Origin of the sequence: Paenibacillus sp. UNC451MF (assembly GCF_000686845.1) — a bacterium.
Lineage (GTDB): Bacteria > Bacillota > Bacilli > Paenibacillales > NBRC-103111 > Paenibacillus_S.
This window is the reverse complement of sequence record NZ_KK366025.1, coordinates 110,782-131,551: the sequence shown is the minus strand read 5'-3', so window position 1 is coordinate 131,551 and position 20,770 is coordinate 110,782. Positions and strand designations below refer to the sequence as shown.

Here is a 20,770-nt window from a genome sequence, read left to right as displayed (position 1 = left end):
ATGGTCAAGACGCTGATAGAACGGCTGTTGTCCTCCGTGTTAGTCATCCTGGGATCGCTGGTACTCGTATTCACCATTATTTATGTGCTGCCTGGTGATCCGGTTCTCTCGATGCTTGATCCATCATCGGCAACTCCGGAAATGATCGCCAATTTACGGCACCAATTAGGACTCGATCAGCCGTTCCATGTACAATTTGGCCGCTATTTTGCAGGGATTTTGCAGGGGGATTTCGGCAAGTCGATGCTTAATAGCGAGCCGGTGCTGCCCAAGATTATGAATCATTTTCCGGCAACCTTGACGTTGACCTTAGCGAGTACAGTACTGTCGGTCGCTATCGGGGTATTGCTTGGAGTATTGTCTGCTGTTCATCGAAACCGATGGATAGACGTTGCAGCACGGTTAATAGGGTTATTTGGAATTTCCATGCCGACCTTTTGGTCGGGCATCCTGCTCATTCTCTTGTTCTCGGTCCATTTGGGCTGGTTCCCGGCCATGGGTTCCGAGGGAGTGGCTACCTTAATCCTTCCATCGATGGCATTGGGGATCGTGGGAGCCGGATTTATCGTACGTATGGTACGTAACAGTATGGTAGAAGTTCTAAATGAACCCTTTATCGTAACACTTCGTTCGAAGGGACTATCGGAAAAAAAGGTCATGTATCTTCACGCGCTGCGCAATGCGCTGATTCCGGCGATTACTGTGATCGGAATTCACATTGGTGATCTGATGGCGGGCACCGTCGTAGTGGAAACGGTGTTCTCGAGACAAGGGATCGGAAGGATCATTGCTGATGCCATAATGGCTAGAGATTTACCGGTTGTACAGGGTGTCGTGTTTTTCTCAGCCATCGTCTATGTCGGCGTCAATTTGCTTGTGGACCTTTCGTATTCCTACATTGATCCTCGGGTCCGCCGTTCGAATGCAAGCTAGATCATCCATGTTTCGCTTATGCGAAAACTAAAGTATTGCTCTTGGGAGGGACACGGTTATGAAGGAAGTGATATCCGCTAAGACTGTCTGGAAGGAAAGGAGTGAGCGCACACCCATAATCAAGCCAGTGAGGTCTCTATCAGCTGCAGAGCTTTTTGTCTGCGCAGCGGCATTGGTTGTTCTGTTTATTATCGTGTGCGCCGTTATTCCTGGGTGGGTTGCACCCTATGCTCCGACACAGATGTTTACGGACCATATTTTACAGCCGCCTAGCACGGCTCATTTGCTCGGGACAGATTATTTTGGTAGGGATGTATTCAGTCTGGTAGTCTACGGAAGCCGTGATTCGTTATTTATCGGAACTGCATCCGTTCTTGCAGGAGGAATCCTCGGCGGGACCATCGGAGCGCTATCCGGTTATGTCGGAGGCTTGCTTGATCGAATCCTGATGCGGTTCATTGATGTACTGATGACGATTCCAGGTATTCTGCTTGCTCTGGCTATTGCAGCAGCTCTAGGCCCTCACTTATTCAATATCGTATTTGCCGTAGCGGTATCTGCGGTGCCTGGTTATGCAAGAGTCATGCGTGGACAAATATTGAGCATCAAGAACCGTTCTTTTGTTACGGCTTCTCGTTCCATCGGAACTTCCCCATTACGGAGATTTTGGTGGCATGTATTGCCAAATGCCTGGTCTCCCTTATTGGTTATGGCGACAATAGGGCTCGGTTCATCGATATTGGTCGGCTCAGGGTTAAGCTTTCTCGGATTAGGCGTCATTAAGGAAATTCCAGATTGGGGCACCTTGCTGTCACAAGGAAGAGGCTATCTGACGGTAGCCTGGTGGATTGCTACTTTTCCCGGCTTGGCAATTACGTTATTCGTGCTATCTGTCAATTTGATCGGGGATTACATCCGAGACCAACTGGATCCGAAGAAAAGCAGGGCTTAGAACAAGGAGGCGGCACAATTGAAACCATTGCTCGATATTCAACATTTGTCGATTGACTTCGCTACCAAAGAAGGGGCGCTTAGAGCCATTACGGACGTAAGCTTGCAGATTCAACCCGGTGAAACGGTCTGCCTGGTTGGGGAGTCGGGAAGCGGCAAAACCATCACCTCCAAATCGGTCATGCGATTATTGGAGTATGAGAACGGCAAGATTGCCGAAGGGAAAATTACCTTTAATGGTGTTGATTTAACGGCACTTCCTGAGAAAGAGCTGCGTTCCTTGCGGGGGAAAAAGATCGCGATGGTATTTCAGGAGCCTATGTCGGCATTTGATCCGGTCTTTACTATCGGAAGTCAAATTACGGAGGTTATCCTGGGACATAGGCAGGGGAATAAGGTGCAGGCATGGGAACGTGCCGTACATTTATTGGGAAGAGTAGGCATTCCTGAACCGGAGCTAAGAATGAAGCAGTATCCCAATGAGCTCTCGGGAGGCATGCTTCAGAGGGCCATGATCGCAATGGCTCTGGCATGCGGCCCAGAGCTGCTGATCGCTGATGAACCGACTACCGCTCTGGATGTGACCATTCAGGCACAAATCCTGCACTTACTTCAGGAGCTGAAGAAAGAGTTCCGGATGTCCATTCTGCTAATCACACATGATATGGGGATTGCCGCTGAAATGGCGGATCGAATCCTCGTCATGTATGCAGGCAAGGTAGTGGAGCAAGCGACGGTGCAGCAGCTATTCGAACAGCCTCATCACCCTTATACAAGGGGACTTCTGCAATCCATTACGACATTGGATAGCGAGCATGGTGCGAAGCTATTCTCGATTGAAGGCTCGATTCCAAGTTTAACGGAGCTTCCGTCGGGCTGCCGGTTTCATCCCCGATGCCCTTACGCAACAGACCGCTGCACGAAGGATAGTCCTCCCTTGTTTCATGTGAACGGCCGACAATCGGCTTGCTGGTACGCAGAGGAGCTTGTTCAAGAAGAATACTGGAAAGCATGGGAACCTTTATCATCCGTTTCTTCTGCATCCGATCTTATTGTAAGAGGACTTCGGAACAAGCCAAATACTCCTGCCGTTGAGCCTGCCTCAGCTCAGAGCAATCTTATAGAAATACAAGGGCTTAGCAAATATTATCCAATTAAAAAAAGCGTGCTAAGCCGTCCGGCAGCTTATATCCGTGCGGTCGACGACGTGTCCTTTGCGATTCGAAAAGGGGAAACGTTCGGCTTGGTAGGAGAGTCCGGTAGCGGCAAATCAACATTAGGACGCTTAATCCTACAACTGGAAAAAGCGACCAAGGGCAAGGTTCATTTTCAAGGAGAGGATTTATCCCAATCCAATTCACTTGGCCTATTGAGGGCACGCCGAAATATGCAAATGATCTTTCAAGATCCTTACGGTTCCGTAAATCCCCGTTGGAAGGTCGGTGATATTATCGCCGAACCGTTCAAAGTGCATCGATCGGTCAGCGCAAGCGAAAGGCACGGTCGGGTAGAGGAGCTTCTGCAGGCAGTCGGCTTGAATCCGGCGTGGCATGACAGGTACCCTCATGAGTTTTCCGGAGGACAGAGGCAGCGAATAGGCATCGCACGCGCGATTGCATTGAATCCGCAGTTTATACTTGCCGATGAAGCTGTATCTGCATTGGATGTATCCGTACAAGCACAAATCGTGAATTTGCTGCAGGATTTGCAAAGAGAACGTGGCTTGACCTATCTGTTTATCGCTCACGGCTTGAATATTGTCCGACACATCTCGGACAGGATTGGGGTCATGTACCTAGGCAAGCTGGTGGAAGTAGCCCCAAGTGAAGAGCTCTTCAAGCATCCTGTTCATCCCTACACCAAAGGTCTCATTGCCTCCATTCCCTCTGCCGATCCTACCCGCAAAAGACCGTTCGCTTCCATTGAAGGGGAAATTCCGTCCCCCTCCAACCCACCGTCAGGCTGCCGATTCCATACGAGATGCCCGGCTGCAACTGCCAAATGCCGGAGCGAAGAGCCTGAATTAATGCAGGTAGCAGAAGACCGATGGGCAGCTTGTCACTATCCTTTATAGCGAACCAAGAGGAACCACACCCCACAATGATGATGAAACCAGAGGAGATGATCCATTTTGATGAAAAAAAGCATCGCAGCATCCATAATCGCTCTATTATTCCTTACAGCAGGGTGCGGCTCGGCACCGGCAGCCAAAGATACAGTTTCCGACAAGACCGCAGCCGGAGGCACGGCTAAAGCCAAAAAAATCATCGTCGGCACGGGGACGCAGTTCGCTAACATTTGCTTTATCGACGACAAAGGGAATTTGACAGGCTATGACGTTGAGCTAGTTAAAGAAATTGACAAGAGACTGCCTGATTATGAGTTTGAGTTCAAAACGATGGATTTTTCCAACCTGCTGCTCAGCCTTGAAACGAAGAAAATCGACTTTATCGCTCACCAGATGGAAGTGAATAAGGAACGGCAGGAGAAATTTCTGTTCAATGACGAGGCCTATAATATTTTTCCTAACAAGGTTGTCGTTCATAAGGATCGGAATGACATCAAGTCCATCGATGACTTGAAAGGCAAGAAAGTCATTGTAGGTGCAACCAGTAACGCGTCCGTCCTACTTCAGGATTATAACAAGACCCATAACGATGCCATTAACATCGTGTATTCGGGAAGTGGGGGCACGAACGATGTGATCGCCCAGCTCAAGGCCGGGCGCGTTGACGCCACGATTAGTACGCAGTTTGCCGTAGACCAGCGTAACGAGAGTGCAGACGCACAGCAAAAGACGGTCGGACCTTCCATTTCCAACTCAAAAGTGTATTTTATTCTCCGCAAGGATGAAGCTGAGCTGAAAACCAAAATCGACGAGGCAATTAAAGCCATCAAGAAAGACGGCACTTTATCCAAGCTAAGCACGAAATGGCTAGGTGCAGATTATACCGTGTCGGAATAACAAGACGCTGCGGTCAGAAAGGATTAAGATGCACAATGGGCAAATCGTTTGATATCCAGCTAGTAGCAGTGTTTCTGCCTAAATTGTTATCCTACCTGCACATTACGCTATTCATCCTGGTTGCTGCCATGCTGCTTGGGTTGATTATCGGTTTTATTATCGTCTTGCCCAGGCTGTATCAGGTTCCACTGTTGAACCGATTGGTCATCATTTATGTTTCTTTCATCCGGGGTACGCCCATTATTATTCAGCTTTTCCTTGTTTACTACGGCTTGCCCGAAGCATTGAGGCTGCTCCATATTGACGTTACGAACGTGGAGGCCATCGTATTCGTCATCATTACGTATGGGTTACATATTGGAGCCTATGTGTGTGAAATCGTCCGTTCAGCCGTTAACAGCGTGGAGCGGGGGCAGTTGGAGGCGGCTTATTCGACTGGGATGACAGGCAGGGACGCCTTTCTACGCATTGTTTTGCCTCAAGCACTGGGTATTGCGCTTCCGAACTTCGGCAATCTGGTCATTTCCAGTATGAAGGATACTTCACTTGCTTTCTCGCTAGGAGTCATGGATATGGTAGGTAGAGCGGAAACACTTCTAACAACAAACCATTTTTTAGAAATTTATATATCGCTAGCTATTATCTATTATGCAATGTGCATCATGCTGGAGCGGTTGTTTGCTCTATCGGAGAGACGGCTGTTGCGACATGAGCGTAAGCTGAGCTCGGGCCAAGTGGGAGGGCTGCACTATGACGCTTGATATTCCTTTTATCGGAAAAGCGTTCGTCGAGATTATTAAAGCGCTGCCCTTAACGCTGGTTATTTCTCTAGTTCCTCTGCTCTTTGGTTTCATTCTTGGTATTGGAATAGCAATAATTCGTATATACAAAATCAAATTTATTCACTGGATTGCCGATTTCTACGTTTCTTTCGTTCGTGGTACTCCCTTGCTGCTGCATATTATGCTCATTTATTTCGGCCTGCCGATGCTGTTCGACTATTTATCTGACCTGTATGGCTGGGGCATTCGCTCCAAGTCCGTACCTCTCGTTACCTTTATTCTTATCGCCTTTTCTCTGAATTCCGCAGCTTATATGTCGGAGGCTATCCGCTCAGGAATGATCTCGGTATCGCACGGACAGATGGAGGCTGCCTATTCGGTAGGGATGACGACTGCACAAGGGTTGAGGCGAGTCCTTATTCCCCAGGCACTTATGGCCAGCTTGCCTAATTTGCTTCACAAATTCATTGGTCTACTGCATGGTTCGTCGCTTGCTTTTACGATTTCACTGGTGGAATTGAATGGTAAAGCGAATATTGTTGCAACTTCCAATCTGAAGTTTCTTGAAGCCTTTATAGCCGCAGCATTGATTTATTGGGGGTTGACCTTGATTTCAGAAAAAATTACGTCCATGCTGGAGCATCGTTTAAATCGGTACAACCGGGGAGGAGTCGTATGATCCAACTAAGCAACATTCAGAAATCGTTTGGCAAAAATCAGGTTCTTCGCGGCATTGATCTAACGGTCAGGAAAGGGGATGTCGTCGTTATCTTGGGTCCAAGCGGTTCAGGGAAAACTACGCTTTTGCGGTGCATTAATTTTCTGGAAAAGCCGAACGACGGCGAGGTGCGAATTGGAGATTACCGCGTGCAGTGCAAGCATCCAAGCAAAACAGATATTTTGACGCTGCGCCGGAAGACGGCTATGGTATTCCAGCATTACAATTTGTTCAAGCACAAGACCGTATTGGAAAATGTGATGGAAGGACTCGTCGTAGTCCAGAAGCTCTCTAAGGAAGAAGCACGTAATAAAAGCCTGCTTATGCTGGAGAAGGTTGGCCTATCGCATAAGGTGGATGCTTATCCGGTCGAGCTGTCGGGTGGACAGCAGCAGCGGGTGGGAATTGCCCGTGCGTTAGCACTAAATCCGGAGGTGATCTTGTTCGACGAACCGACGTCGGCACTAGATCCTGAGCTTGTCGGGGAGGTGCTGGCTGTTATACGAAGAATCGCCCGGGAGGGTGTAACCATGATCGTTGTCACACACGAGATGAGCTTTGCACGTGATGTATCCAATCATGTTGTATTTATGGATGAAGGGAGAATCGTGGAGGAAGGCAATCCGGAAGATATTTTTGCAAGACCAAAGGAAGAGAGAACAAAGCAGTTTTTGAAGCGGATTACGCCGGAATGGAGCTATGTGATCTAAAGGAGGTGCTGTCTATGAGTTACACGTACCGATTGGCGTCCGAGGAAGATGCGGAGCAGGTGCTTCATGTCATTCAAGGCGCTTACGAATCGATTCGGGAGCTTGGCATTGAATTTCGAGCTGTGCACGCCGATTTGGATATGATTGCTACGAATATCAGGGAAAATTCCTGCTATATATTGATTCAAGACAGCTCCGTTGTGGCAACCCTGTCACTCAAATCGCTTAAAGAAGTGACGCCGTACCCCTTCCTGTACTGGTTCGCGGTTGATCCGTCTTACAGTAGTCAAGGCTGGGGATCTCTTCTACTAACCTATGTGGAAGAACGAATCGTACGGGACACTTTGGGGGCTGATGGGGTTACGCTTGCTACTTCGAAAAAGCACCCTTGGCTGCTCCCTATGTACGAGAGAAGGGGCTATGAACGATTTTATGAAAGGGATTTAGGCAAAGACGATCAGCTTGTTTATTTAACAAAAAAACTAACCGCTGCCGAAGCAGCTATTACGAGATTGGGAGGAACATATCATGAGTCAAACCGTCATTGATCTTGCCCCATATACGAGAACATTGGATCAGTTAAAGGAAGCGATTGAAGGGCTTACGGAAGAACAGCTGAAGCGCAAGGAGGCTCCGGGTAAATGGAGTGTGACGGAGGTTTTGTCCCATTTGGCGGATCATAGCATCGTATTCTCATTTCGCGTTCGCAAGGTTATTTCCGAAAGTGAAGTGCAGCTGGCTGCTTTTCAGCAGGATCCATGGGTAAGCCAATCTAGAGCCAATGAGGGTTCAGCTTCTGATATATTAGATGTTTTTGGTGCGCTGCTAACCTATAACAGCTTGCTGTTCAAACGTTTGAGCGCTGAAGATTGGCAAAAATCAGGCGTTAACGTCAAGGGAGATACTGTAACGCTGGAAAGCTCGTTTCGTGCTTTTATTCAGCATGTTCAAACGCATTTAGGGCAAATTGAGCGAATTAAGCGTGGCTTGTGATGAGTACCGCCGGTGATCTGAAGCTGCTGCCGAAGCAGTGGCTGGAGGAAGCTAAGGTATTGTTTCCGGTGTTGTCGGAGTTCCGACGAGAGCTGCATCGTCATCCTGAGCTATCTATGCAGGAAGTAGAAACGACACGCAAAATTAAAGCGTTTCTCGCTGAAGAAGGGATAACGCTGCTGCCATTGGATATGCCTGTTGGTGTCTTGGCTGAAATTGCAGGTGCCTCTGAAGGACCGACCGTGGCTCTTAGAGCCGATATCGATGCGCTGCCGGTTCAAGAGGAGACCGGGCTGCCGTATGCTTCTATTGAAGCAGGGAGGATGCATGCGTGTGGGCATGATTTTCATACTGCAGCTATTCTTGGGGCAGCGGTATTGTTAAAGCGACATGCTCATAAGCTTCGAGGTAAGGTTCGTTTATTATTTCAGCCTGCGGAAGAGAAGGGAACCGGAGCTAGAGTGATGATCGAAGCAGGTGCTCTGGAGGGCGTTGAGGCAATATTCGGCATGCACAACAAGCCGGAGCTGCCGGTAGGCACCATTGGCTTGAGTACCGGTCCGTTGATGGCCAGTGTAGATGGCTTCAAGATTAAAGTACATGGAAAGGGCGGCCATGCGGCGGTACCGGATGCAGCTATCGACCCGATTGTAGCGGCCAGCGCTATCGTAGGAGGAATTCAAACGGCGGTCAGCCGCAATACGAGCCCTTTTGACCGGGCGGTAGTTAGTATATGCAGCTTTCATTCCGGTACAACATGGAACGTCATACCGGATGTGGCCGTATTGGACGGCACCGTCCGGACATTCCGCCAGGAAGTCAGGCACGATATGCCGGACCGGCTTCATCGGATCGCAATGGGCATCGCCGCAGGCTATGGAGCCGAAGCGGAGTTAAGCTGGTTCTCCGGCATCCCATCGGTAGATAATGATGCCGCAGCTGTAGAAACCGTACGCAATGCTGCTCAAGCATTGAAGCTGAAAATCACAGAAGCAGTCCCCTCCGCCGGAGGCGAGGATTTTGCCCACTATCAGGAGAAGGTCCCCGGTTGCTTCATCTGGATGGGCACGAGCGGGACGGAAGAATGGCATCATCCGAAATTCACTTTGAATGAAGAGGCGTTAATACCCGGTGCGGCGCTATTTGCTTTGACCGCTGTTCAAGCTTTGGAGAAGGACAGGTGAGGGGGGGATGGGGAGTCTGAACACCATTACGATAAGAGATGCTGCTGCAAATGACAAGGAAGCGATTCAGCAAGTGATGCTTGCATCCTATGTTCAATATGAAGCCGTAATGTCTCCCCCTCGTTGGGAAGCGTACCGGGAGGGGATCCTTGCTGCGGTAGATAGCGACAGGGCGCTCGTAACAATCATCGCAGAACGGGACGGTGTTATCATCGGCAGCATGCAAATGTTTGTATCGTCAGAAGCGGCCTACGGAAGACCAGAGATGGAAATTCATAGCCCGATCATCCGCTATTTGTCCGTTCTTCCCTCAGTGCGAGGACAGGGGGTGGCAACGGAGCTTATCTTAGAAAGCGTGAGAAGAACAGCAAGTTTAGGAGCTTCGGTCTTGCATCTGCACACATCAGACCTGATGCAGTCGGCCGTTCGGCTGTATGAGAGGCTTGGCTTTGAGCGCGCCTACGACAAGGACTTTTATAATGGCGAAACACTGGTTAAAAGCTATCGTATGCCGCTGCATGCAAATGTTCTGGAACAGTTGTCCTCCAAAGCTTTACGATCGGGCCAAGCGAGCCATAGCGTAGATTGAATAAGAAGTGAAGGGGTTCATTGTATATGAACTCCTCTTTTGTGTACTTTATCGAATCGTAATGGATAATAAAAAAGGATAATTGGATAAAAAAGGTATTTTTATAACGGTGAGTTATTGTTATGATTGAACTAACGCAAATGGGCAAAGAAGGAGGGTGACATTTATTCGAACTTCATACGATGTCATTGTGGTTGGAGCCGGTTCGATGGGGATGAGTGCAGGCTGCTATTTAGCAAAGCAAGGTGTGAAGACACTGCTGCTCGATGCATTTGACCCTCCTCATACGGCAGGAAGTCACCATGGAGAAACCCGATTATTTCGACACGCATATCCTGGAAGTCCGACATATACGGCCATGGCTTTAAGATCGGATCAGTTGTGGACGGAATTGGAAGCCCTATCAGGCGAGTCCCTATTAGTACGCTCCGGTGTTTTGAATATGGGTTCTTCTGAGGCTTCCGGTTTGAAGAGTAAATGGGAACGATCGAGAGAATACGGATTATCAGTTGATTACCTAAGTGCAGAAGAAATCCGTTACCGATGGAACGGAATTAACTTGCCCGAATCGTATATCGGACTGTATGAGCAGCAAGCGGGCTTTCTGCTTAGCGAAGCTTGTATCAGAGCCTTCCGGAAGCAGGCTGTCGCAAATGGAGCAGTAGTCATGCCGTACAGCCCTGTGGTGCGAATGGAACCAAGAGCAAGCCATGTGACGATACATACCCATACCGGGACGTTTACTGCAGACCGTGTTGTTGTAAGCTTGGGAGCCTGGTTCGGCATTCTCGATGGTTTGGCTGGTCTTCCTATTCAGCCTGTCCGAAAAGCGGTAGGCTGGTTTGAAACGGACGAGACTTTGTTCGATTACACAAAATTTCCCGGATTTACGCTAGGAGGGTCTGAGGGAGGTTACTATGGATTTCCGAGCATGAACGGCTCCGGTGTCAAGATTGGAAGGCATGATGCCGGCCAGCTATGGCAGCCAGGACAGAACTTCGAGCCGTTCGGAAATTATCCTGAGGATGAAAGGGAATTACGCCAAGCGTTAGAGCAGTTCATGCCCCGCGCTTCAGGTCGTTTAATTCGCGGAGCCGTATGCAAATACGAAATGACCCTGGATGAGGATTTTATTATTGATAGGCATCCGGAGCATGATCGCATATGGCTAGCCGGAGGGTTCTCCGGTCATGGTTTTAAGTTTTCGAGCGTGGTTGGGGAAATATTATCCGAGCTTGTAATACGAGGAGAGACGGGGCAGGACATCAGCCCGTTTGCACTTTCAAGGTTTAACACCTAGTACTCCGGTGATATCCCCTTCCGTCTTCATCCAGCTTCTGAATAATTGGTTTTCTAGACAATCTGAGGACGCCTGCGAGCGTCTCTTTAATTTTTCTGGATTTGCAAACGGTATTGGTGCGGTGTAATTCCCATCGTTTCTCTGAATATTTTACAAAAATAAGAAGGATTAGGGATGCCCGCTCTTACTGCGATCTCAGGTATGGTAAGCGAGGTTTTCGTAAGCCAGACGCAGGCGTGCCGGATTCTCGTCGCATGGACATATGCAAGGATGGTAGTTCCTGTCGCCTCCTTGAACAGGTGGGCGATGTGATAGCGGGATACGTGCAATTCACTTGCCAGCTTTTCCAATCGGAAAGGCTCGTGATAATGCCGCTCAATCCACTGCATGACTTCCTCAGCACGGTGAGAAAATTTGGAGCTGTGAGTGAAGGAGCCTTCAGGCTGACGTTGAATTCGCTGCAGCTGCTTAAGAAAGCTAAGTAGAAAAAACATATACTCCTCCTGATGCTCGTGGGGGCTTAGACTATGATTGACTTCATGAAATTGTTTCATAAGGCTTACGAGGGGATCCGACTCTTTCAAATGATGCAGAGGTCTCCCTCCCGCTTGCTGCTGCTTAAGAGACTGAAAATAGTGTTTGAGTTGGGGGAAGTTGTCCCAATAAGGCTGCAGCAGCAGCGGGTCGAACATGATTAGGCTCCTTACAAAAGGGTGCTCCGGTGTGACATGGACTTGAACTCGATGCAGCTGAAAGGGTTGAAATATCATAAGAGTGCCAGGCTCCACCGAGTAGCTCTTTCCCTCGATAATCAAGTTGCCTTTACCTTCATGAACATAGGTAAACTCCATCTGGAGATGTGCGTGAAATACTTCCTTGAATGCAATAGCCGAAGTTCTTTGATAATCGAACTCAAACGGTCTGGACCCCATAGGTATCGTTCACTCTCCACGCTTCAATCGAAATCATTTTTTTCCATTATAGCAATATCCCAACATTAAATCACAATATTGCTTCATAATTATATTAGTCTTTCTTTTATTATTAAGATGAACAACCAAATAGCTGAAGGGTGGAACCGTATGATACGAGTAGCTGTCATTGGTGCTGGAGCCATATCTAGGGCACATATCGATGCTTATCTTGCGTTCTCGGACCGATGCCAAATTGTTGCGGTCGCAGACGTGTTCAAGGAAAAAGCGGAAGAGGCGATAAGAAAAAACGATTTAAATGCAGTTGCCGTTCAAGACTACAAGGATCTGCTCGGACAGGGTATTGACCTTGTCTCGGTTTGTACGCCTCCTTATACCCATTCCTTTATAACACAAGATTTTTTGAGGGCTGGTTCTCATGTCATTGTAGAGAAGCCTATGGCAGCTTCCCTCCAAGAATGTGATGAGATGAACAGGGCTGCCGAGGAATCCGGCAAGATTTTATCGGTGATCGCTCAAAATCGTTTTACGAACCCAATGATGAAATTAAAGCAAACGATAGATCAAGGCTTGGCAGGCAAGATCGTTCATGCACAGGTCGACTCCTACTGGTGGAGGGGACACTGCTATTATGATTTATGGTGGCGCGGCACTTGGGAGAAGGAAGGCGGCGGCTGCACGATCAATCATGCCGTCCATCATATCGATGCGTTGCAGTGGATGATGGGAATGCCGGAAGAGGTACAAGCCATCATGAGCAATACCTCGCATGATAATGCGGAGGTGGAAGACCTCTCCGTAGCGATTTTGCGTTATGCAGGAGGCTCACTGGGGCAAGTCACCAGCTCGGTAGTTCATCATGGAGAGGAACAGCAGCTTATTTTCCAAGGGACTGCAGCGCGCATATCCACGCCGTGGAAGGTTAAAGCCTCTGTCTCCAAAGAAAACGGGTTTCCTGAGCCGAATGTTCAGCTGGAGCGACAAATTCAAGCTCAGTATGATGCTCTGCCTGATCTGCCGCATTTAGGACATAGAGGGCAAATTGATAATGTCCTGCAAGCAATTGATAACGGTTCCAGCATACTGATCGACGGAGTGAGCGGCCGCAATACACTGGAATTGATTACGGCCATTTATAAATCAGCCAGTACGGGAAGTCGGGTGCAGCTGCCGCTGTCTAAGGAGGATCCTTTTTATACGAGGGAAGGAATACAGGCGAACGCAACCCATTTTTACGAGAAGACGCGCTCTGTTACTGGGTTCGGAAGCAATGAGATTAAAGTGTCAGGTGAGTGAGAAGAAGAGGACGCACAACTGCGTCCTCTTTTTTTAATCATAGGAGGGGCTGAAGCCTTCTGGTTTACCTCACGTTGTTTTTTTGTACGAACCGGGATTCACCCCGTAGTGCTTACGGAATTGATTTGTGAAATGATTATAGTTTTGATAGCCGACATCGAACGCAATTTCCGTCAGGCTGCGGTCCGTGTGCTCAATCATAAGAGCGGCTTGACGGATTCGCATCCGGTTCAGTGTATCGATTATGGAATATCCCGTGCTTTCCTTGAATAAATGGGAGAGTCGGGAGGGGGACAAGCCGATGTTTCGTGATAATTCTTCAATACGAAGCGGCTTGCGCATATGAAGGGATAAATAGTTGAGCGCTTCTTCTATTCTTGCGTCTAGTCTTTGGATACTTTTTTGGGCCAATAAAATAAGGATTTCACGCAATCCGTTCAAGCACAGCTCATGCCAGTACTCGCCGCGTTCCCTGGAGTCATTAATAATTTTTTTAAAGGTACGGTAAATGCGTTTGCGCGAGGAGCTATTGTCAACAGGCTGAACAAGAATATCCGCCTCCGGAAGCAAACTGGATTCCATGAAACGATCAGAGAAATGAGCCCAGACAAAATGCCAGTTCTGTCCCTTCACCGTACCGTATTGATGCGGAGTGCCTGCTCTAAGCAGCGTAACATCCCCGGATTTGCAAAGGGTCTCCTTACCTGGGGTCATAAAATATCCTTCGCCGCTTAATGTATACGTAATGAGCCAGTCGGTCATGCCTTGAGGGCGTTTGGTCACATAAGTATCAGACTTATCAAAATGCCCCGCAATCACGATTCCGTACGCTTCCCCATCATACCGGAAGGTTCTGTTATCGAAATTCATGCTCGTAGGCTCCTTTCTTAAACAAATGCGTTTCTCCAAGCATAATCCATTATTGGCTCTTTTGCCAGAAGGATAGCAGGATCGTAAGATTACTTAGCATCATTGTTACTTCATCCTCACAGCAATTTGCATTATGCTAAGAGCATAAATGATCATCCATACCTTGATTAACGCAAAGGGAGATGTTGAAGATGAGTATTGCTTTGCAAACCCTCTCGCAAGAGCAGAAGGAGCATTTTGAAACAGAGGGCTTTTTAATTGTCAAAGGGCTGTTCAGCGCAGACGATATTGCCGAAATGGAACGTACTTTTGAGCAAATAAGTGAGACAACGATTCCGGGTCACTTCGAACCTGTTATGGATGATGAGAACAACGACCCCTTAAAGCGGTATCCGAGAGTCATGCATCCGCATCGATTCAATGAAACGGCTAAAAATTACATGCTGCATAAGCCTGTCATGGATGTGCTGGCGGATTTATTCGAGGAGCAGCCGTTGGCGGCACAGAGCATGTTTTATTACAAGCCACCAGGTTCTAGGGGGCAGGCGCTCCATCAGGATAATTTTTATTTAAAGGTAGAGCCTGGCAACTGTATCGCGGCTTGGACGGCAATTGACGCGGCCGACGAGGACAATGGAGGACTCTTGGTTGTGCCCCAAACGAACCATTATGAAATCATTTGTCCGGAGAAAGCGGATGCTAACGAATCGTTCACAAACCATTATGTGAAGCCTCCCAAGGACCAAAAAGCGATTCCTGCCATCATGGAAAAAGGCGATGTGTTATTTTTTAACGGCAATTTAATTCATGGATCTTATCGTAATAAATCAAAGGATCGGTTCCGCAGAGCATTTATTTGTCATTATGCCAACGAATCCGCGGCACGTATAAGCCACCACTATCGGCCGTTATTTCGCGCAGATGGAACGCCGGTTGATTTGGAGATGAATCCGGATGGGGGGCCTTGTGGAATTGAACACCAAACCGTCTACCCACATTAATTCTAATAAACCTCGATTGGATGTACAGATGTCCTGGTGGGCCATGAACGGTCTTCGCAACAGCAGCGAAGATCGGGATTCTGCTTGGAGTCAGGAAGCGAAGCTGCGCAGCATTGCAGATGCTGGTTTTGCTGGTGTTAATGCCGCTATCCCGGAGCCTGCGCATGCTGAAGAATGGAAGAGACTGCTTGATCAATTCGGCTTAACCCTCAGTGTCAATGCGTATCCGAAGACCACAGAGGAAATGTCTGAATTTATAAAAAAGCTTAGAGCCTATGAAGGCACCGTTCAGTATGTTAACGCTCAGGTGCTGACTCCTTTTATCATTGATGCGCAAGCGGAGAAGCTGCTGTACGACATCGATCGTTTAGCACAGGATGCAGGCATTCATGTGTTTATTGAAACCCATAGGGGGACGATTACACAGGACCTGCTGAGAACGGTGCAGTATGTGAACAGCCTTCCTTCCTTGAGACTTACGATCGATTTCTCCCATTATGTCGTTGCAGGAGAAATGAGAACGATTAGCGATGAAGCGGAAGGGCTGCTGCAAACGCTGCTTGCCCGAACATCATGCATTCATGCGCGAGTATCTAACGGGGAGCAGGTACAGGTGAATGTTGGAGAGAACGGCGAGCATCCGATGCTGGTGCATTTTGAACGCTGGTGGGAGTGCGGGATGAAGCACTGGCTTGCACAGGCGAGCGATGACGATCGGTTTCCTTTTGTATGTGAATTAGGACCTCCTCCTTACGCAATAACCATGGACGAATACGGGGCCAAAACGGAAGAAATCAGCGATCGCTGGACACAGTCATTATGGTTTGCGGAGAAAGCCCGCAGCATTTGGAACCGCATATCCAAGTAACGCATGTAGATAGCACCAGTCCGACGTAATGTCAGGCTTGGTGCTTTTTTGAACAACGTCAGACAGCGAGAAATAAAAAAAGTTTGCAAGAAGACAGTATTCCTGCTTTTTCGCGTACAAATAGGCTATAATAATGTCTGAATTGACCATGATGCATCTCGATACTTCCCGTATGATAATTGTAGAGGGCATACAATGGGTAATCCCGATAAGAAAGAGAAAATGTATTTTTTCTTTCTTAAGAAACATGTCAGCTGCTTTCGAATCAAGTTCTACTTTGTAAAACTTTTAGGAGGTTTTCCAATGGAGAGACAGTTACACAGCAGCCAATTTATTAAAGAACAGTCGTTTCCGTTCTGGATCCGGCGTTTTTTTCATGACCATGAGCATGTTCCGCTGCTGCACGGCCATGACTTTGTCGAGCTGGTTTATGTTGTCCGAGGCGAGGCACAGCATGTTTTTGAAGGGAACTTCTACGAAATCCGCTCGGGGGATGTATTCATTATCAATCCGGGTGAGGTTCATACATACAGCATCAATCCGGGTAAAGAAATAGAAATCATCAACTGCCTGTTCATGTCAGATTTGATTCAAGGCAATTGGCTTCAGGATTTGGGCGTGTCCCAATCCATGGACTATTTTTACGTGCACCCTTTTCTAGATAAAAGAGAGCGTTTTCATCGCTGCTTGAATTTGAACGGGCAAGATGCGACCCGCACTCAATTTTTGCTTGAAACGATCATCCAAGAATTTGAAAACCGGCAGCCAGGCTTTGAACCGTTAATACGTCTTCAGATGGTAGAGCTGCTTATTTTGCTGTCCCGGGCATACCGTCATGCCGAAGGGCAAAGCGGAAGAGAAAACGTGCGCAGCAGCGCAAAACAGTTGCTCGTCCGGCGAATTTGCGGCTATTTGGAACGCTACTATGATAAAAAAATAAGCATTACTGACCTGTGCGAGTTATACAGTATCAGCTCTCGTCAATTGAACCGGATTTTTAAAGAATCGCTGGGCATGACAGTGGTCGATATGATTCACCGAATTCGTATCGAGAGGGCGAAGCACCTACTGCTGGAAACAGATGAGAAGGTCATCACCATCGCTGGCCGCGTTGGATATGAGGACCCTGCCTTTTTCAGCCGATTGTTCCATAGAGAGGTTGGCTGCTCGCCTGGAAAATACCGCGAATCCTCATGATTCATATATCCCGGGAGGCTCCTATGCGCCATTGGAATGATCAGATGCTGAAAACGAAAATGTTCATTTCCTTTTCCTTCGTCTCCCTGCTCATTGTTGGAATTACCTGCGGCATTTTTTATTACAAAAATACTAGTGATATTAAAGATCAGACGTTCTCATTATCGAACATTATATCTAAACAATTTTCGGAAATGATCGATTTATACATCCAGAACATTGAGGAGCTGTCGCTTGCGATCTCGATTGATCCGTCCATTCAGGGCATCCTGTTTGATTTCTATAAAGCGTCTGATCCTGTTGAGAAAGAAGTGGTCGGTTACAAGCTGAATCCGATTTTATTTAATTTCTCTTATCCCAAGACCTACGTCCAGAGCATCTCCATTTACTCGCTGGATAATCATCTGTACCGATATTCCAAAAAGGTGGACCCGAAGCTGACGAATCAGTTAACTCCAGATCAACTGGGGGATTTAGCGATTTCTTTAAGCAAGCGACCGTTTGTGATTCTTCCTTTAAACGAGATACAGACCGATGAGCAGCGTTCCGAGAAGGCGATATCGTTTGTACGTAAAATTACGAAAATTCCAACACAGACGATCATCGGCTTTGTGAATATCGACATCAATGTAAACGCGTTCAATATGGTGTTGGCTAACACCAATGCCAATGAAATGGAACACACGATGAGCGTGCTGATTGTGAACGATGAGGGTCGAATCATATATGAAAATGGAAACAATAATGCCGGAAGCACCCAAGAAGCCTTTGATCAGGGAGTTTTGACCCAAGCCGCCACAGAAGGTGAGCTGCACTGGAGACAGGCCGATTACCTATACACGGTCGTCAAGTCTGGATATACCGGCTGGAATACGATCATTCTCATTCCAAAAGATGTGATTTTGCTTAAACAAAAAAGGAGTCAAGACATTGTGCTGCTGGTAGGGGTTCTGACGATGCTGTTGATCGCTGCGGTCTCCTACTTATTGTCTCATCAAATAATGCGACCGCTTAACAAGCTGATGCGGAACATGTCGAGAGTAGAGTTGGGCGATTTCAGTCATAGGATGGAATATTCCGGACGAAACGAGATTGGCAAGCTGAGCCGGATGTATAACCACATGCTTGAGAGTATTTCCCGCTTAATCCACGAAGTATACGAGTCGAAGCTGGCAGAGAAGAATGCGCAGCTATCAGCCCTGCACGCACAAATTAACCCTCATTTTTTATACAATACCTTGAACATAATGAAGTCGATTAGTCGTTTGAGAGGCATTGAAGAGGTCGCCGAAATTTCCGAATCGTTGGCCGGGCTGTTTCAATATAGTATGAAAAATCTCCAACACCCGGTTGCGCTGCATGAAGAAATCGAGCATATTCACAATTACTTTAACATTCAGCAGCACCGGTTCGGCAACCGGATTCAGCTTCACTGTGATATTCCGCGAGAACTACTCCAAGCCTCGATCCTAAAGTTAACACTTCAGCCCTTGGTTGAGAATGCTTTTAACCATGGACTTCGCAGAACGAAATCGGGAGGCTGCATTACGATCCAGGCTATTGCAACCCAAGGGGTGCTCACGATTACCGTACGTGACAATGGAGAGGGCATGCACGACAAAGCTGTGGTTATCCTGCAACGAGCATTTCGTACGTCCAATCCATTAAATTCCTATGAGGATGCTGCCCATGGAATTGGATTATTAAATATTCGCCAGCGAATTCAGCTGTATTACGGTAAAGAGTACGGCTTAACTTTTACTAGCAAGCCTGGTGAAGGAACCTCTGTATCCTTGATCCTACCGTTCGTTACGGAGAACATTGAGTGTGATAAAGAGGGAGAGGCTGCGCTATGAATATTTTTGTAGTGGAGGATGAACGCTGGGCACTGGCGGAGCTGGAGCAGCTGTTGGCCTACTATAGCCCAAAGCATAGGATACATGCATTTGATAATGGCGACGATGCGTTGGCGGCTGCAATCGAGTTGCGCCCCAATCTTGTGCTGACAGATATCAATATGCCGGGAATCGATGGTTTGGAATTGATCGAAGAGCTGACTAAACTGGATTCCACGATCAAATGCATAATCCTTAGTGTTCATGATGAGTTTGAATATGCCCGGCAGAGCATGAAGTTTGGAGTGGGCGATTATTTATTAAAGCCGGTCAAAAAGGAGATATTGATTCAAGCAGTGGATAAATCGATTCTTCTTATCGAAGAAGGGAACAGGAGAAGGGCAGAATGGTTAGTAGGCTCCCTTGCCCAAATGCTGTTATCTGAAGATGAAGTCACTGAGAAGTCGGAGTTCGGGAGAGAAGTGAACCGTCAGAGGTATGGAATGGTACTGCTTTCTCTAAGCAGTGGGGAGCTGATCAAATGCTGGAAAGAGGTAGATCTTGGCGTGGATGAGCTCCAAAGTCAGCTTGCCGATATCCTTTATCCAGGTGCACCGATATTATGCATTGATCTGGACTCTCGGCAAAGATTGCTGCTTGTTCCCATGTCCGGAGTGACAGAAGAAGAGGGAGTTCAGCCGGTGTTATTGCGGTTTTATGAGCGGCTAAGAGAGCTTCCCCTTCAGGCACATATGGGCTTTGGTGTGAAAAGGGAGTTGGAATCGCTTCGCAGTGTTTTTATACAACTGAAGCAGTGCATCGAGGAGCAGGCGATCTTCGGAATGCCGACTTTTCTTACATTAGGGACGAAACGGCGTGAGGCGGATCTGCTGAACGTATGGGATAAAGTTCGTGTGATGGAGGTTCATTACAAGAAAGGGGATTTACTGAAGGGACAGAACATGATGAAGCTCATACTTGAGGACTTGTGTCAAAAGCGTATTACAAAACGTCAGCTGCGGCTATTTGTTCAGGATATGCTATTTTCGTTAAAGTATCGCCTTCTTTCTTCAAGCAGCGGAATGGTGAGCCTGAATGATTTGCAGGAGGATTTGCGGAGTTTGAACGGATGCTCCGGTTACGATGAGCTGTCCGAATGGTTGCGGGAAAAGCTGCTTGACTTGTACTGTGGTATGGCTACGAAAGAATTGAATCCTAAAGGACTTGTTCCCATGCTGCTGCAGCATATTCACAATCATTATCAAGAGAACATCTCCCTGCAGCAATTCGCCTCGGATCATCATATCAGCCTTGGTTACTTGTCCCGCATATTTAAAAGCCAGACAGGCACAACCTTCTCCGACTATATTACCGGTTACCGCATACGAAAAGCGAAGGAGCTGCTGAGTGGAGGCATTGAACGGCTGCAGGAGGTCAGTCAGCTTGTCGGCTATGAGGATACGAAGCATTTTAGCTTATTGTTCAAGAAATATGTGGGTACCACTCCAATGATGTACGCAAGAGAGCATAACATATATAGGAAAAATCCCCCCCTTTAATCCGTACAAATCGCATGTATTCGCTCCATAAGAGGTCGGCTTACAATAAAGCTACAGCAAATCAAACCCTTGTGCGAGTACATAAAG

20 protein-coding genes are annotated in these 20,770 nt (G+C 47.6%); 18 read left to right on the top strand and 2 right to left on the bottom strand.

What is annotated here, in order from left to right:
- From BP97_RS0133085 to solA, 12 genes are all read left to right on the top strand, one after another.
- A complete protein-coding gene (locus tag BP97_RS0133085; RefSeq protein WP_028552905.1) occupies nucleotides 1–933 on the top strand; it encodes an ABC transporter permease in 933 nt (310 codons plus the stop codon).
- Between the two features lie 58 nt (nucleotides 934–991).
- On the top strand, nucleotides 992–1,885 hold the full coding sequence (locus BP97_RS0133080; RefSeq protein WP_028552904.1) for an ABC transporter permease: 894 nt from the start codon (nucleotides 992–994) through the stop codon (nucleotides 1,883–1,885).
- 18 nt (nucleotides 1,886–1,903) lie between these two features.
- Nucleotides 1,904–3,958, top strand: coding sequence for an ABC transporter ATP-binding protein (locus tag BP97_RS41530; RefSeq protein WP_028552903.1), 2,055 nt, complete (start codon nucleotides 1,904–1,906; stop codon nucleotides 3,956–3,958).
- 60 nt (nucleotides 3,959–4,018) lie between these two features.
- The gene (locus tag BP97_RS0133070) at nucleotides 4,019–4,849 is read left to right on the top strand and encodes a transporter substrate-binding domain-containing protein (protein ID WP_028552902.1); all 831 of its coding nucleotides are present in this window, start codon (nucleotides 4,019–4,021) and stop codon (nucleotides 4,847–4,849) included.
- Nucleotides 4,850–4,884: 35 nt separating this feature from the next.
- Nucleotides 4,885–5,610, top strand: coding sequence for an amino acid ABC transporter permease (locus BP97_RS38330; RefSeq protein WP_036746991.1), 726 nt, complete (start codon nucleotides 4,885–4,887; stop codon nucleotides 5,608–5,610).
- On the top strand, nucleotides 5,600–6,310 hold the full coding sequence (locus tag BP97_RS0133060) for an amino acid ABC transporter permease (RefSeq protein ID WP_028552901.1): 711 nt from the start codon (nucleotides 5,600–5,602) through the stop codon (nucleotides 6,308–6,310). The genes BP97_RS38330 and BP97_RS0133060 overlap by 11 nt, the downstream gene beginning before the upstream one ends.
- Nucleotides 6,307–7,059, top strand: a complete 753-nt coding sequence (locus tag BP97_RS0133055; protein WP_028552900.1) for an amino acid ABC transporter ATP-binding protein — start codon at nucleotides 6,307–6,309, stop codon at nucleotides 7,057–7,059. Before BP97_RS0133060 ends, BP97_RS0133055 begins: the two co-directional genes overlap by 4 nt.
- 14 nt (nucleotides 7,060–7,073) lie before the next feature.
- Nucleotides 7,074–7,607 (top strand): GNAT family N-acetyltransferase, encoded by a 534-nt coding sequence (locus BP97_RS0133050; RefSeq protein ID WP_028552899.1) that lies wholly within the window; start codon nucleotides 7,074–7,076, stop codon nucleotides 7,605–7,607.
- Nucleotides 7,588–8,052 carry a DinB family protein gene (locus BP97_RS0133045; RefSeq protein ID WP_028552898.1) on the top strand — a complete coding sequence of 155 codons (465 nt, stop codon included), beginning with the start codon at nucleotides 7,588–7,590 and terminating at the stop codon, nucleotides 8,050–8,052. The genes BP97_RS0133050 and BP97_RS0133045 overlap by 20 nt, the downstream gene beginning before the upstream one ends.
- Nucleotides 8,052–9,236 carry an amidohydrolase gene (locus BP97_RS0133040; RefSeq protein WP_051621164.1) on the top strand — a complete coding sequence of 395 codons (1,185 nt, stop codon included), beginning with the start codon at nucleotides 8,052–8,054 and terminating at the stop codon, nucleotides 9,234–9,236. Before BP97_RS0133045 ends, BP97_RS0133040 begins: the two co-directional genes overlap by 1 nt.
- A gap of 7 nt (nucleotides 9,237–9,243) precedes the next feature.
- Complete coding sequence (locus tag BP97_RS38325) at nucleotides 9,244–9,825, top strand: GNAT family N-acetyltransferase (RefSeq protein WP_051621161.1); 582 nt, start codon at nucleotides 9,244–9,246, stop codon at nucleotides 9,823–9,825.
- 166 nt (nucleotides 9,826–9,991) lie between these two features.
- The gene (solA, locus tag BP97_RS0133030; protein ID WP_036747054.1) at nucleotides 9,992–11,125 is read left to right on the top strand and encodes an N-methyl-L-tryptophan oxidase; all 1,134 of its coding nucleotides are present in this window, start codon (nucleotides 9,992–9,994) and stop codon (nucleotides 11,123–11,125) included.
- Between the two features lie 86 nt (nucleotides 11,126–11,211).
- Here solA and BP97_RS0133025 read toward each other — a convergent pair whose 3' ends face one another.
- On the bottom strand, nucleotides 11,212–12,057 hold the full coding sequence (locus BP97_RS0133025) for an AraC family transcriptional regulator (protein WP_036746990.1): 846 nt from the start codon (nucleotides 12,055–12,057) through the stop codon (nucleotides 11,212–11,214).
- Between the two features lie 150 nt (nucleotides 12,058–12,207).
- On the opposite strand from BP97_RS0133025, the gene BP97_RS0133020 reads away from it, so the two are divergent.
- On the top strand, nucleotides 12,208–13,353 hold the full coding sequence (locus tag BP97_RS0133020; protein WP_028552894.1) for a Gfo/Idh/MocA family protein: 1,146 nt from the start codon (nucleotides 12,208–12,210) through the stop codon (nucleotides 13,351–13,353).
- Between the two features lie 69 nt (nucleotides 13,354–13,422).
- Here BP97_RS0133020 and BP97_RS0133015 read toward each other — a convergent pair whose 3' ends face one another.
- On the bottom strand, nucleotides 13,423–14,223 hold the full coding sequence (locus BP97_RS0133015; RefSeq protein ID WP_028552893.1) for a helix-turn-helix domain-containing protein: 801 nt from the start codon (nucleotides 14,221–14,223) through the stop codon (nucleotides 13,423–13,425).
- A gap of 191 nt (nucleotides 14,224–14,414) precedes the next feature.
- On the opposite strand from BP97_RS0133015, the gene BP97_RS0133010 reads away from it, so the two are divergent.
- From BP97_RS0133010 to BP97_RS0132990, 5 genes are all read left to right on the top strand, one after another.
- Nucleotides 14,415–15,224, top strand: coding sequence for a phytanoyl-CoA dioxygenase family protein (locus tag BP97_RS0133010; RefSeq protein ID WP_028552892.1), 810 nt, complete (start codon nucleotides 14,415–14,417; stop codon nucleotides 15,222–15,224).
- Nucleotides 15,196–16,092 (top strand): sugar phosphate isomerase/epimerase family protein, encoded by an 897-nt coding sequence (locus BP97_RS0133005; RefSeq protein ID WP_331281330.1) that lies wholly within the window; start codon nucleotides 15,196–15,198, stop codon nucleotides 16,090–16,092. The genes BP97_RS0133010 and BP97_RS0133005 overlap by 29 nt, the downstream gene beginning before the upstream one ends.
- 303 nt (nucleotides 16,093–16,395) lie before the next feature.
- The gene (locus BP97_RS0133000) at nucleotides 16,396–17,289 is read left to right on the top strand and encodes an AraC family transcriptional regulator (protein WP_197035581.1); all 894 of its coding nucleotides are present in this window, start codon (nucleotides 16,396–16,398) and stop codon (nucleotides 17,287–17,289) included.
- A gap of 23 nt (nucleotides 17,290–17,312) precedes the next feature.
- Nucleotides 17,313–19,145, top strand: coding sequence for a sensor histidine kinase (locus BP97_RS0132995; protein ID WP_028552889.1), 1,833 nt, complete (start codon nucleotides 17,313–17,315; stop codon nucleotides 19,143–19,145).
- Nucleotides 19,142–20,683 (top strand): response regulator transcription factor, encoded by a 1,542-nt coding sequence (locus BP97_RS0132990; protein ID WP_028552888.1) that lies wholly within the window; start codon nucleotides 19,142–19,144, stop codon nucleotides 20,681–20,683. Before BP97_RS0132995 ends, BP97_RS0132990 begins: the two co-directional genes overlap by 4 nt.
- The last annotated feature ends 87 nt before the right edge of the window (nucleotides 20,684–20,770 follow it).

Coding starts and splice junctions, on each gene's coding strand:
- BP97_RS0133085 (WP_028552905.1), top strand. CDS start 1: ATGGTCAAGACGCTGATAGAACGGCTGTTGTCCTCCGTGTTAGTCATC.
- BP97_RS0133080 (WP_028552904.1), top strand. CDS start 992: ATGAAGGAAGTGATATCCGCTAAGACTGTCTGGAAGGAAAGGAGTGAG.
- BP97_RS0133070 (WP_028552902.1), top strand. CDS start 4,019: ATGAAAAAAAGCATCGCAGCATCCATAATCGCTCTATTATTCCTTACA.
- BP97_RS38330 (WP_036746991.1), top strand. CDS start 4,885: ATGGGCAAATCGTTTGATATCCAGCTAGTAGCAGTGTTTCTGCCTAAA.
- BP97_RS0133060 (WP_028552901.1), top strand. CDS start 5,600: ATGACGCTTGATATTCCTTTTATCGGAAAAGCGTTCGTCGAGATTATT.
- BP97_RS0133055 (WP_028552900.1), top strand. CDS start 6,307: ATGATCCAACTAAGCAACATTCAGAAATCGTTTGGCAAAAATCAGGTT.
- BP97_RS0133050 (WP_028552899.1), top strand. CDS start 7,074: ATGAGTTACACGTACCGATTGGCGTCCGAGGAAGATGCGGAGCAGGTG.
- BP97_RS0133045 (WP_028552898.1), top strand. CDS start 7,588: ATGAGTCAAACCGTCATTGATCTTGCCCCATATACGAGAACATTGGAT.
- BP97_RS0133040 (WP_051621164.1), top strand. CDS start 8,052: ATGAGTACCGCCGGTGATCTGAAGCTGCTGCCGAAGCAGTGGCTGGAG.
- BP97_RS38325 (WP_051621161.1), top strand. CDS start 9,244: ATGGGGAGTCTGAACACCATTACGATAAGAGATGCTGCTGCAAATGAC.
- BP97_RS0133025 (WP_036746990.1), bottom strand. CDS start 12,057: ATGGGGTCCAGACCGTTTGAGTTCGATTATCAAAGAACTTCGGCTATT.
- BP97_RS0133020 (WP_028552894.1), top strand. CDS start 12,208: ATGATACGAGTAGCTGTCATTGGTGCTGGAGCCATATCTAGGGCACAT.
- BP97_RS0133015 (WP_028552893.1), bottom strand. CDS start 14,223: ATGAATTTCGATAACAGAACCTTCCGGTATGATGGGGAAGCGTACGGA.
- BP97_RS0133010 (WP_028552892.1), top strand. CDS start 14,415: ATGAGTATTGCTTTGCAAACCCTCTCGCAAGAGCAGAAGGAGCATTTT.
- BP97_RS0133000 (WP_197035581.1), top strand. CDS start 16,396: ATGGAGAGACAGTTACACAGCAGCCAATTTATTAAAGAACAGTCGTTT.
- BP97_RS0132995 (WP_028552889.1), top strand. CDS start 17,313: ATGCGCCATTGGAATGATCAGATGCTGAAAACGAAAATGTTCATTTCC.
- BP97_RS0132990 (WP_028552888.1), top strand. CDS start 19,142: ATGAATATTTTTGTAGTGGAGGATGAACGCTGGGCACTGGCGGAGCTG.